The 12,232-nt window shown below is 69.5% G+C and carries 6 protein-coding genes; 3 read left to right on the top strand and 3 right to left on the bottom strand.

The genetic code is table 11. The annotated features are described in order from the left end of the window. Positions 1-19: 19 nt before the first annotated feature. From WKW79_RS10975 to WKW79_RS10985, 3 genes are all read right to left on the bottom strand, one after another. Complete coding sequence (locus WKW79_RS10975) at positions 20-571, bottom strand: (2Fe-2S)-binding protein (protein WP_340335165.1); 552 nt, start codon at positions 569-571, stop codon at positions 20-22. A 32-nt stretch (positions 572-603) separates the two neighbouring features. Further along, positions 604-1,470, bottom strand: coding sequence for an FAD binding domain-containing protein (locus WKW79_RS10980; protein WP_340335166.1), 867 nt, complete (start codon positions 1,468-1,470; stop codon positions 604-606). A gap of 135 nt (positions 1,471-1,605) precedes the next feature. Beyond that, positions 1,606-2,349: a PAS domain-containing transcriptional regulator gene (locus tag WKW79_RS10985; RefSeq protein WP_340335167.1), complete on the bottom strand. Its 744-nt coding sequence runs from the start codon at positions 2,347-2,349 to the stop codon at positions 1,606-1,608. A 196-nt stretch (positions 2,350-2,545) separates the two neighbouring features. Here WKW79_RS10985 and recC point away from each other — a divergent pair, with 196 nt between their 5' ends. From recC to recD, 3 genes are read left to right on the top strand one after another with little or no spacing between them, the layout of a single operon-like run. Beyond that, positions 2,546-6,088, top strand: a complete 3,543-nt coding sequence (gene recC, locus WKW79_RS10990) for an exodeoxyribonuclease V subunit gamma (RefSeq protein WP_340335168.1) — start codon at positions 2,546-2,548, stop codon at positions 6,086-6,088. Further along, complete coding sequence (gene recB / locus WKW79_RS10995) at positions 6,085-9,840, top strand: exodeoxyribonuclease V subunit beta (RefSeq protein ID WP_340335169.1); 3,756 nt, start codon at positions 6,085-6,087, stop codon at positions 9,838-9,840. The genes recC and recB overlap by 4 nt, the downstream gene beginning before the upstream one ends. Then, on the top strand, positions 9,837-11,990 hold the full coding sequence (gene recD / locus WKW79_RS11000; RefSeq protein WP_340335170.1) for an exodeoxyribonuclease V subunit alpha: 2,154 nt from the start codon (positions 9,837-9,839) through the stop codon (positions 11,988-11,990). The genes recB and recD overlap by 4 nt, the downstream gene beginning before the upstream one ends. The last annotated feature ends 242 nt before the right edge of the window (positions 11,991-12,232 follow it).

Here is a 12,232-nt window from a genome sequence, read left to right on the forward strand (position 1 = left end):
GGAGGATTGGAATCGGCGCTCAGGCCGGCACGGCTTGCGGTGCCGGTGCTGCGGACTCGGCAGCGGGAGCTTCGGCGGCAGGCGGCGCGGCCCTGGCGGCGGCGAGCTTCTTCGCGGCGGACTGCACCGCCTTCACGATGTTCTGGTAGCCCGTACAGCGGCAGAGGTTGCCGGCCAGGCCGTAGCGAATGTCCTGCTCGCTCGGGTCGGGGTTCTCCTGCAGCAGCCGGTAGGCGCGCGTGATCATCCCCGGCGTGCAGTAGCCGCATTGCAGGCCGTGCTCTTCATGGAAAGCCTGTTGCAGCGCATGCAGCACGCCGCCCTGCTCCATGCCTTCGATGGTGACCATCTGCGTGCCTTCGCACTGCACGGTGAGCACGGTGCATGACTTGACCGACATGCCGTCCAGGTCGACGGTGCAGGCGCCGCAATGCGAAGTCTCGCAGCCAATGTGCGGGCCGGTGTGCGCGAGGCGCTCGCGCAGCGTGTGGATGAGCAGTTCGCGCGGCTCCACCATCACGGCGACGGGCTTGCCGTTGAGCTGGAAGGACACGGTGTGGGTGTTGGCCATCGTGGGGCTCCGTTGTTGTTCAGCAGCGTTATTCAGTGCGGGGTACGTTCGTACGCGGCCAGCAGCGCGCGGCGTGTCATCTCGCCGCACATCGCGACCTTGTATTCCGCATCGCCGCGCTGGTCGGGTGTCGGGTCGCAGATGCCCATGGCCAGGCGCGCGGCGACGTTGACGCTGGCGTTGTCGATCGCCTGGCCAAGGAGCGACTGTTCCGCCGCGTTGGCCTTCAGCGCCGTGGCGCCCGCATTGGTCAGCGCGATGTTGACCTTCGAGACGACCCCGCCGCTCATCTGCAGCAGCACGGCGGTCGCGGCGGTGGCGAAGTCGCCGGTCTTGCGCTTGAGCTTCTGGTACGACCAGCCGGTGCCCGGCGGCGGGATCGGGATGCGGATTTCCGAGAGCACTTCATCCGGCTCCAGCAGCGTCGAATACATGCCGAGGAAGTAGCCATCCGCCGGCACGACGCGCTCGCCCTGCGGCCCCACGAGCACAAAGGACGCATCCAGCGCCAGCATCAACGCCGGATGGTCATTGCCGGGGTCGCCGTGCGAGATGTCGCCGCCGATCGTGCCCTTGTAGCGCACCTGCGGATCGGCAATCCAGCCCGCGCCTTCGACCAGCAGCGGCAGCTTCTCTGCGAGCAGGGATGACTTGAGCAGGTCGGCCTCCGTCGTCATCGCGCCGATGCGGATCTCGTTGCCTGCCTGCGAGATGCCGCGCAGCCCCTCGATGCGGCCCAGGTCGATCAGGTGCGAGGGCGTCGCGAAGCGCAGCTTCATCATCGGCAGCAGGCTGTGGCCGCCGGCCAGCAGCTTGGCGTCCGGCCCCAGTTCACCGAGCAGCGCAACGGCATCGGCCACCGAGCGCGGCGCGTGGTATTCGAATCCGGCAGGGATCATGGCGACTGTCTCCAAATGCAACGACTCGGACCTTATCGACAGTGCGGTGCAGCAATTACGCGCGATGCACGAAGCGCTTGCGCCCCTGCACGAACGGCGGTCTTCGGTGCACGAAGAGCGCGTCGCGCCCCGGATTCACATCTTCTCGGTCTCCGCGATCCCGAGCCGCTCCAGCAAGCGCGGCACGCTGGCCCGCGCCACCGGCAAGCCGTGGTCATCCCCACCCGCCAGCTTCAGCATCACCTTCCCGTCGTCCCGCACGATCTGCTCCGCATGGTCCAGGTTGGCGACGTAGCTGCGGTGAATCCGCAGGAACGAGCCGCTGTCGAGCCGGCCTTCCAGGTCGCCGATGTTGAGGTTGCAGAAGCTTGACCCCTGGGCCGTGTGCACCCAGGTGTAGTGCCCCTCGGAGCGGATGTAGCGCACGGTCGCCGCGTCCACCAGCACGATGCGGTTGCCCGACACGGTCGGGATCTTCAACAGTTGCCGCTTCTGGCCCGGCCGCTGCGCGGCGCCGTCCTCGCGCGTCACCGCGTCGGTGATGTCGTAGAACACCAGCGTGTAGCCGGAGGTGTCGCCTCGCGCATCGGACATCTTGCTGACCTTGATCAGCAGCACGCGCTCGGGGATGTTGATGATCATCGTCATCGGCGGCGGATTGCTGACCGGGCATTCGGCCTGGTCGAGCAGGAACTTGACCTTGCTCTGCGACCGCTCCGGATGGAAGGACAGCACCATCTTCTCGAAAGGCTGCTTGTCCTCCACCGGCAGCGCGCGCCGGGCGAAGCTGTTCATCGCCACGACCTTCAAGTCGCGGTCGAGCTGGACCAGCCCGACATCGCTGCGTTCCAGCAGGTAGAGCGGGCTGTTGTTCGTCACGCGTGCATCCACGGTCGAACCCTTGTTGAGCAGAAAGTACTATTTAAACGCTCGGGTCCGGGAGACGCATCGGGTAAAGCCCAAGGGCAGGTTCGGCGAAGGGCAATCTTTTTGGGCCGGGCTCATGCAGTGGGCCTCGCAGGAACGAAACTCCACCCCCATCTCCGACACGGCCCACCGCCCTTCCAACGACGCAATGACCGAATCCGCAGCACTCCCCCCCGGCTTCATGGCCGTGCACGGCAACCACCCGGAAGCCCTGCGCGACCTGATGCTGGCCTGGATGGCGCGCCATCCGCTCGCGCCGCTGGAAGACGAGTTCGTGCTGGTGCAGAGCAACGGCGTGGCCCAGTGGCTCAAGCTCTCGCTGGCGCGCGACGCGGGCCAGGGCGGCGTGGGCGTGGCGGCAGCGATCCGCACCGAGCTGCCCGCCAGCTTCATCTGGCAGGCGTACCGGGCCGTGCTCGGCGCGCAGCACGTACCGGCCGCCTCGCCCTTCGACAAGACCCTGCTGACCTGGCGCCTCATGCGCCTGCTGCCCGCGCTGCTGGCCGAGGAGGTGTTCGCGCCGCTGTCGCGCTTCCTCGTCGACGACCGCGACCTGCGCAAGCGCCACCAGTTGGCCGAGCGCTTGGCCGACCTGTTCGACCAGTACCAGGTCTACCGGGCCGACTGGCTCGCCGACTGGGCAGCGGGCGAGGACACCATCTCGACCTCGCGCGGCGGCAAACAACCCGTGCCGCCCGAGCTGCGCTGGCAGCCACGTCTCTGGCGCGCACTGCTGGAGGACGTCGGCCCCGAAGGCGCCGCGAGCAGCCGCGCCGCCGTGCACCAGCGCTTCATGGCCGCCGCATCCGACCGGCAAGGCGAGCGGCCCGCCGGCTTGCCGCGCCGCCTCGTGGTCTTTGGCATCTCCTCGCTGCCGCAGCAGTCGCTCGAAGTGCTGGCCACGCTCGCGCGCTGGGTGCAGGTGCTGATGTGCGTGCACAACCCCTGCGAGCACGACTGGTCGCACATCGTCGCCGACAAGGACCTGCTCCGCGCCGAACGCTGGCGCCAGCAACGCCGCCCCGGCAGCGAAGGCCCCATCGCCGACGAGGCGCTGCACCTGCATGCACAACCCCTGCTCGCCGCATGGGGCAAGCAGGGCCGCGACTTCATCCGCCTGCTCGACGTGCATGACGAACAGGAAGCCTACGCGCAGCGCTTTGAGGCCATCGGCCAGCGCATCGCCTGCTTCGACGCCAACCCGCAGGGCACCGTGCTGCGCCAGTTGCAGGACGACATCCGCGACCTGCGCCCGCTCGCCGAGACCCGCGCCACCTGGCCCGCCATCGACACGCGCGCAGATCGCTCCATCGCCTTCCACGTCACGCACGGCCCGCAGCGCGAGGTCGAGGTGCTGCACGACCAGTTGCTCGCCGCCTTCGCCGCCGACCCCACGCTGCACCCGCGCGACGTGATCGTGATGGTGCCCGACGTGGCCACCTACGCGCCGCACATCCAGGCCGTGTTCGGCCTGCTCACGCCCGACGATGCGCGCCACATCCCCTTCACGCTGGCCGACCAGGGCCAGCGCCACCACGACCCGCTGCTGGGCGCACTGGAAAAGCTGCTCGCGCTGCCGCAGTCCCGCATCGCAGTGAGCGACGTGCTGGACTGGCTGGAGGTGCCGGCCCTGCGCGCGCGCTTCGGCATCGAGGAAAGCCAGTTGCCGCTGCTGCACCGCTGGATCTCCGCCGCCAACATCCGCTGGGGCCTGCATGCCGAGCAACGCCAGTCGCTCGACCTGCCCGAAGCGCTCGCGCAGAACAGCTGGGACTTCGGCCTGCAACGCATGCTGCTGGGCTATGCCGTGGGCTCCAGCGAGGCCTGGGCCGGCGTGGAACCGCTCGACGAGGTGGGCGGTCTCGATGCCGCCCTGCTCGGCCCGCTGGTGCAACTGCTGGCCACGCTCGAAGCGCACTGGCGCACGCTCGCCACGCCGGCCGCGCCCAAGGTCTGGGGCGAGCGCCTGCGCGCGCTGCTGGCCGACTTCTTCGAGACGGGCGAAGACGCCGACGGCTTCACGCTGATGCGCTTGGGCACCTCGCTGCAGGACTGGCTCGCCGCCTGCGAGAACGCCGGTCTGGTCGAGGAACTGCCGCTGTCGGTGGTGCGCGAACACTGGCTTGCGCAGATCGACCAGCCCACGCTTAACGCCACCTTCTTCGCCGGCGCCGTGACCTTCGCGACGCTGATGCCGATGCGCGCCATTCCCTTCCGCGTGGTCGCGCTGCTGGGCATGAACGACGGCGACTATCCGCGCAGCCGCGTGCCGATGGACTTCGACCTCATGGGCCACGACTACCGCCCCGGCGACCGCTCGCGCCGCGAGGACGACCGCTACCTGTTCCTCGAAGCGCTGCTGTCAGCGCGCGAGAAGCTGCACATCAGCTGGGTCGGCCACAGCATCCTGGACAACTCCGAGCGACCGCCCTCGGTGCTGGTGGCTCAGCTGCGCGACCACCTGGCTGCGGGCTGGCGACTGGCGGGTGACGAGGACTTGGCGCAGGACAAGGCGGGCAAGCAACTGTTGCATGCGCTGACGGTCGAACACCGGCTGCAGCCCTTTCATCCGGCCTACTTCACGCAGGGTGGCGACGACCGCTTGTTCAGCTATGCCACCGCATGGCGCGCTCAAGCCGCGACATTGACCGACGACGCGCCCGACCCGGAACTGCCCCCGCGCCCCTTCGAAGGACCGCTGACCCTGCGCATGCTTTCGGACTTCCTCAAGGAGCCGCCACGCGCCTTCTTCCGCTTGCGCCTCGGCGTCTTCCTCGACGACCGCGAGAGCGAAAGCGAAGACCATGAACCCTTCGACCTCAATGCGCTCGAGAACTGGAAGCTGCAGGACGAGTTGATCCAGTCGCAACGCAGCGCGCTCGAAGCCGGAGAAGCTCGCGAGGACGCGATGAACAGCAAGCTCGAACGCATCGCCGGTCGCGGCGCGCTGCCGGCCGGTCCCTTCGGCGTGCTGCAGCAGCAAGCGCTCGCCGAACCGATGGAAGCCATGTTCACCGAATACGCGAAGGCGCAGGACGAATGGCCCATCGTGCTGCCCGACGAAGCGCTCGACCACCTGCCCGAAGGCCTTCATGAATCGCTGCGTCTCGCCGACTGGCTCGGCGGCCTGCGCGCCAACGCGAACGGCGAGCGATGCCGACTGGTGCTCCACAGCAGCAGCCTTGTCAAGGACGACCGCTACCGGCGCGACAAGCTGCACCCGTTCTGGATCGCCCACGTCGCCGCGCATCTGGACGGCGGTTCGATGACCACGCGCATCATCAGCAAGGTGGGCACCGTGACCCTGCAACCGCTGGACCCTGCGGACGCACGCGCCTGGTGGTCCAGGCTGCTGGACGCATGGCAGCAGGGCCAGTGCCGACCGCTGCCACTGGCACAGCAGACGGCCTTCGCCTGGCTCGACGCCGGCGGCACGAACGCCGATGTGCCCCACGAAGCCGCGTTCGAAGCGGCGCGCAAGTGCTATGGCGACGCGCGGGTTCCGGACAGCGGCGAAATCCAGTTCAGTGACTACCTGCTGCGCGCCTTCCCCGACTTCGACGCGCTCTGGTCCGATGGCGAATTCGCGCGATGGACAGTGGACCTGCTCAAGCCGATTGGCGATGCCGTGGGCAACGCCCGCATCAAGGCTGCCAAGGGCGCACCCGCCGCCATCAAGGAAAGCGCATGACCACCACGCCCCCCTTGCTTCAACCGCTCACGTTCCCACTGCGCGGCAGCCGCCTCATCGAGGCCAGCGCCGGCACCGGCAAGACCTTCACCATCGCCGCGCTGTACCTGCGCCTCGTGCTCGGCCACGGCGGTCCGGTCGCTTTCACGCGCGCGCTGACGCCACCCGAGGTTCTCGTCGTCACCTTCACCGAGGCCGCGACCAAGGAGCTGCGCGACCGCATCCGCGCACGCCTGGCCGAAGCCGCCGAAGCCTTCGCCGTCGACCCGGCCACGGTGGACCTGGCAAACCCAGGCAACGACCTGCTCCACCAATTGCGCGCAGACTATCCGCCCACCGAATGGCTCGCCTGCGCCCGTGCCCTGCGCCTGGCCGCCGAGTGGATGGACGAAGCCGCCGTGTCGACCATCCACGGCTGGTGCAACCGCATGCTGCGCGAGCACGCCTTCGACAGCGGTGCCCTGTTCACGCAGACCCTCGAAGCCGACCAGGCCGAACTGCGCGCCGAGGTGCTGCGCGACTACTGGCGCACCTTCTTCACGCCGCTGTCGCTCGAGGATGCGAAGCAGGTCAGCGAGTGGTGGGCCACGCCAAAAGTGCTGGCGGACTCGGTCCGCAACCTGCTGACGCTGACGCAGTCGCTCGCTGCGGGAACGGAGCCCGCCGTTGCGATGAAGGCCGCACGCGATCAAGCAACGCGCGAACTCGCCGACATCAAGGCACCGTGGAAGAAGTGGGCCGACGAACTGGAAGCCATCTTCGACAAGGCTTGCGCGGCCAAGCAAGTCGATGGCCGCAAGCTGCAAGCCCGCTTCTATCAAGCCTGGCTGGGCGATCTGCGCGACTGGGCTCACGGTGAAGCGGTGCAGCCCTTGCCCAAGACCAGCACCGCCTGGACCCGCCTCACGCCCAACGGCATGGCCGAAGCTTTCACCAAGGGCGCGCCAGCCCCCGACCATCCCGCACTCGACGACATGCTCACCCTGCGCGACCGCCTCGCCGCGCTGCCCGATGCCCACGACGACGTCCTGCGCCACGTCGCCCACTGGTCCGCCGCCCGCCTCGCGACCGAGCAGGCCCGCCGCGCCGAGATGGGCTTCGACGAACTCCTCACCCGCCTCGACGCCGCCCTGCAAGGCCCCAACGGCCAACGTCTCGCTGCCCTCATCCGCACCCAATTCCCGGTCGCCCTTATCGACGAATTCCAGGACACCGACCCGCTGCAATACCGCATCTTCGATGCGGTATACGGCGTCGCGGCCAACGCGCAGGACACGGCCCTGGTGCTGATCGGCGACCCCAAGCAGGCTATCTACGCCTTCCGCGGCGCCGACATCCACACCTACCTCGCCGCGCGCCGCGATGCCGCCGACCGCCACTCGACGCTCGGCACCAACTACCGCTCGACCACGGCGATGGTCGATGCGGTCAACCGCGTGTTCCAACTGGCCGAGGATCGCGAGCAAGGCCAAGGCGCCTTCCTGTTCCGCACCGCGGAAGAGAGCCCCCTGCCCTTCCTCTCCGTCGAAGCCCAGGGTCGCAAGGAACACTGGACGCGCGACAACGCGCCCGCCCCCGCCCTCACCTGCTGGACCGTCGAAGGCGGCGAGACCGTCGGCAGCACCGAAGCGATGCAGTCCATGTCGTCAGCATGCGCCACCGAGATCGTGCGCCTGCTGGCCGAGGGCCAGGCCGGCACCACCGGCTTCACCGACGACGCCACCGGCACGCTGCGCCCCGTGCAACCGGGCGACATCGCGATCCTCGTCAACAAGGGCAGCGAAGCCGCAGCCGTGCGCCAGGCCCTGAGCGCCCGCAACGTCCGCAGCGTCTACCTCTCCGACAAGGGCCTCGTGTTCCAGAGCGCCGTCGCCGTCGAACTGGAACGCCTGCTCACCGCCTGCGCCGAACCCGATGACGACCGCCCCCTGCGCGCCGCCCTCGCCTGCGCCGTGCTCGCCCTGAGCTGGCATGAGCTGGACCGCCTCAACCATGACGAACTCGCCTGGGAAGAGCGCGTGCTGCAGTTCCGCCGCTACCAGCAGATGTGGCAGCGCCAGGGCGTGCTGCCGATGCTGCGGCAACTGTTGCAGGACTTCGCCGTGCCGCAGCGCCTGCTCGCCGCCGGTGACGACCGCACCCTCACCGACCTGCTGCACCTGGCCGAACTGCTGCAGCATGCCAGCGTCCAGGTCGAGGGCGAGCACGGCCTGATCCGCTGGCTGTCCGAGCAGCGCGGCGAGAGCGAGACCGACAACGAGAACGACGCCCGCAAGCTGCGCCTGGAAAGCGATGCCGACCTGGTCAAGGTGGTGACGGTGCACAAGTCCAAGGGCCTGGAATACCCGCTGGTCTTCCTGCCCTTCGCGACCGCCTTCCGCCCCGCCAGCCCGAAAGATCTGCCGCTCAAATGGCACGACGACGAGGGCCGCCTCGTGGTGGCCCTGCAGGCCGACGACGAAGCCGTCGCACGCGTGGACGCCGAGCGCCTGGGCGAAGACCTGCGCAAGCTCTACGTCGCACTCACGCGCGCCCGCTACGCGACCTGGGTGGGTGTGGCGCCGCTGTCCGGCGTGGAGCGCAGCGCACTCGGCTACCTGCTGGGCGGCGGCCTGCCGATGCCGCCCTCGGCACTCAACGCGGCACTCGATGCACTGGCAAAGGATGGCGCCTCCTGCATCGCCGTCCAGCCCGCCCCCGCGCCCGACGACACGCGCTACCAGCCCCCAGCCACCACCGTCCTGCCCGCCCCCGAACCACCACTGCCCGCCGGCCCGCGCGAGAGCTGGTGGATCGCCAGCTACTCGGCCCTGCGCAGCACGGGCACCACCGACGACACGCCCGTCGACGACACCACGCCCGCGCTGCCGCCGGCCATGCTCCCCAGCCCCGCCACGGCCGCCGAGGACACCTACGCCGAGAGCCGCGCCGGCAACGAGTCCCTCTCCGAAGACGCGGATGCGGCACCAGCGACCGACACGCCCATCGGCGGCCTGCACGGCTTCCCGCGCGGTTCCGGCCCGGGCACCTTCCTGCACAGCCTGCTCGAATGGGTCGGCCGCAAGGGCTTCGCCCGCGTGCATGCCGATGCAGAAGCGCAAGCCGACCTGGCCGACCTCATCGCGCGCCGCTGCAACCTCAACGGCTGGAGCACCTGGATCGAGCCCCTGCGCAGCTGGATGCTCGACTGGCTGCGCACGCCGCTGAAGCTCGATGCGCTGCACGCGGATGCAAAGCCCGTCAGCCCCTCATCGCTCGGCCGCGTACAGATCGAGATGGAGTTCTGGCTCGCCGCGCAGCAGGTCGACACGCGCGCACTCGACGCACTCGTCACCCGCCACACGCTCGACGCCGCGCACCGGCCGCAGCTGCTGCCGCAGCAGGTCAACGGCATGCTCAAGGGCTTCATCGACCTCGTCTTCGAGCACGAGGGCCGCTACTACGTGGCCGACTACAAGTCCAACTGGCTCGGCCCGCGCGATGCCGACTACACGCCCGAGGCCCTGCGCAGCGCCGTGCTGCACCACCGCTACGAACTGCAATACGTGCTCTACATCTTCGCGCTGCACCGCCTGCTGCGCTCCCGCCTGCCCGACTACGACTACGAGCGCCATGTCGGCGGCGCCGTCTACATCTTCCTGCGCGGCCATGCGGCACCGAGCCAGGGCCTGCATTGCGAACGACCGCCGAAGGTGCTGATCGATGCGCTCGATGCGCTGTTCAGCGGTGCGGCTGCGGAGGTCGCAGCATGAACGCGACAGTCTTCCTCCGCCCCCTCCCCACCCGCCACGCGCCGCTGCTCGCCGATCTCGACACCTGGGTCACCCAAGGCTGGCTGCGCGCGCTCGACCGCAGCTTCGCCGCCTTCCTCGCGCAGCAGGCGCCGGACGCCGACCCGCTGCTGATCCTCGGCGCCGCGCTCGCCAGCCATCAACTCGGCCGCGGCCATTCCTGCCTCGACCTGCGCGCCGCATTGGCCAATGCCGGCCAGGCCCTGTCGATGCCGCCCGAAGGCGTGGCCCGCGCCACCACCGAAGGCTCGCCGCCCACACCGCCATCAGCCCTGCTCGCAGGCGTGACCCTGGCCAAGTGGCACAAGGCGCTCAAGCATCGCACGCTGGTATCGGCCGGCCCGGGCACGACCCCGCTGGTCCACGTCGGCGACCGCCTCTACCTGCGCCGCTACTGGCAGTACGAGCAGTCCGTCAGCGAGGCCATCGCCCAGCGCGTGGCCATGCCCACGCCGGCCGCGGCGCCCGAGGCGCAAGCCAGCCTGGCCGAATCACTCGACGCCCTGTTCCAGCACCGCGACGGCGCCAACACCGACTGGCAGAAGGTCGCCTGCGCCATCGCCGTGCGGCAGGGCTTCAGCATCATCACGGGCGGCCCCGGCACCGGCAAGACCACCACCGTCGTGCGCCTGCTGGCCGTGCTGCAGCACCTGGCACTCTCAGAGGGAGGCGATGGCGACAAAGGCCGGAGGCTCCGCATCCGCCTGGCCGCCCCCACCGGCAAGGCCGCGGCGCGCCTCAACGAATCCATCGCCAGCGCCGTCGCCAACCTGCCCCTCGCCGCGCTGGCCGATGCCGAGGCCGTGCGCGCCGCCATCCCCACCGAGGTCACGACCGTGCACCGCCTGCTCGGCAGCCGGCCCGACACGCGGCACTTCCGGCACAACGCGCACAACCCGCTGCCGCTCGACCTGCTGGTGCTCGACGAAGCCTCGATGCTCGACCTGGAGATGATGGACTCCGTCTTCGCCGCCCTGCCGCCCCAGGCCGCCCTGATCCTGCTCGGTGACAAGGACCAGCTCGCGTCCGTGGAAGCCGGCGCCGTGCTCGGCGACCTGTGCGCGCGCGCCGACGCCGGCCACTACACCGTCGACACCGCCGCATGGCTGCAGGCCGTCACCGGCGAGCTGTTCGACGCGGCGCTCTGCGACGCCAAGGGCACGCCGCTGGACCAGGCCGTCGTCAAGCTGCGCGTGAGCCACCGCTTCAGCGCCAGCAGCGGCATCGGCAAGCTGGCCGAAGCCGTCAACGCCGGCGACGGCCCGGCCGTGCGGCGCATCTTCGACAGCCGCAAGCACGCCGACATCGCGCACCGATGGCCGATCGACGACGCGTCGCTGCGCCGCCTGGTGGTCGACGGCGCGCCGGAGGGCTTTGCAGGAATGACAACAGGCCAGGGCCCAGGGCGCCAGGACGCCAACAGCAACAAGCGGCCGGTGCCGCCCCCCGTGGGCTATCGCCACTACCTGACGCTGATGCGCGAGCGCCAGCCCGCCATCGATGCGCCGCAACCCGCGTTCGACGCATGGGCGCAGCAGGTGCTGGCCGCCTATGGCAAGTTCCAGCTGCTGTGCGCCCTGCGAAGCGGCCCGCAGGGCGTGGAAGGCCTGAACCCGCGCATCGCAGGACTGCTGCGCGCCGAAGGCCTGCTCGAAGCCGAACACGGCGGCTGGTACCCCGGCCGCCCGGTGCTGGTCACGCGCAACGACTACGGCCTGGGCCTGATGAACGGCGACGTCGGCGTGACGCTGGCGCTGCCCGCCACCCTCCCCAGCGAGAAGCGCCCCCGCTGGACCCTGCGCGTGGCTTTCGCGACCGGCGACGGCACGGGCAGCATCCACTGGGTGCTGCCGAGCCGGCTGCGCGCGGTGGAGACCGTGTTCGCGATGACAGTGCACAAGTCGCAGGGCTCGGAGTTCGCGCACACGGCGCTGCTGCTGCCCGACCGAGCGAGTCCGATCGTGACGCGGGAGCTGGTCTATACGGGGATCACGCGGGCGCGGGACTGGTTTACGTTGGCGGCTGCGCCGGAGGTGTTGGAGGGGGCGATTGGGCGGAGGGTGGATCGGGTAGGGGGACTCGCTGCGCGGCTGGCGCGGTTGGATTACTGAGCCTTTCGGGTCCCAGCCTCGCACAGCTCCACGCGACGTCGACGCACTGCGTGGCCCACAACAAGCAACCGGTTTCCCCGTCACGCGCGTAGTTTGTGCCCAATCCACTTGGCAACATTGACCAATAACTGTGTCGGCGCCGGTTGAATTCTGACCCACCCTGCCGGTTGAACTTTGACCCGGGGACGGAGGCCGGCATCGTGAACGCCGACTGTGGATAACTGTAGCTCGTTCCCCCTTTC

Origin of the sequence: Variovorax robiniae (assembly GCF_037889955.1) — a bacterium.
GTDB classification, from domain to species: Bacteria; Pseudomonadota; Gammaproteobacteria; order Burkholderiales; family Burkholderiaceae_C; genus Variovorax; species Variovorax robiniae.

What these genes read in the sequence shown, in the direction of transcription:
- WKW79_RS10975 (WP_340335165.1), bottom strand. Translation starts at nt 571, where the DNA reads ATGGCCAACACCCACACCGTGTCCTTCCAGCTCAACGGCAAGCCCGTC.
- WKW79_RS10980 (WP_340335166.1), bottom strand. Translation starts at nt 1,470, where the DNA reads ATGATCCCTGCCGGATTCGAATACCACGCGCCGCGCTCGGTGGCCGAT.
- recC (WP_340335168.1), top strand. Translation starts at nt 2,546, where the DNA reads ATGACCGAATCCGCAGCACTCCCCCCCGGCTTCATGGCCGTGCACGGC.
- recB (WP_340335169.1), top strand. Translation starts at nt 6,085, where the DNA reads ATGACCACCACGCCCCCCTTGCTTCAACCGCTCACGTTCCCACTGCGC.
- recD (WP_340335170.1), top strand. Translation starts at nt 9,837, where the DNA reads ATGAACGCGACAGTCTTCCTCCGCCCCCTCCCCACCCGCCACGCGCCG.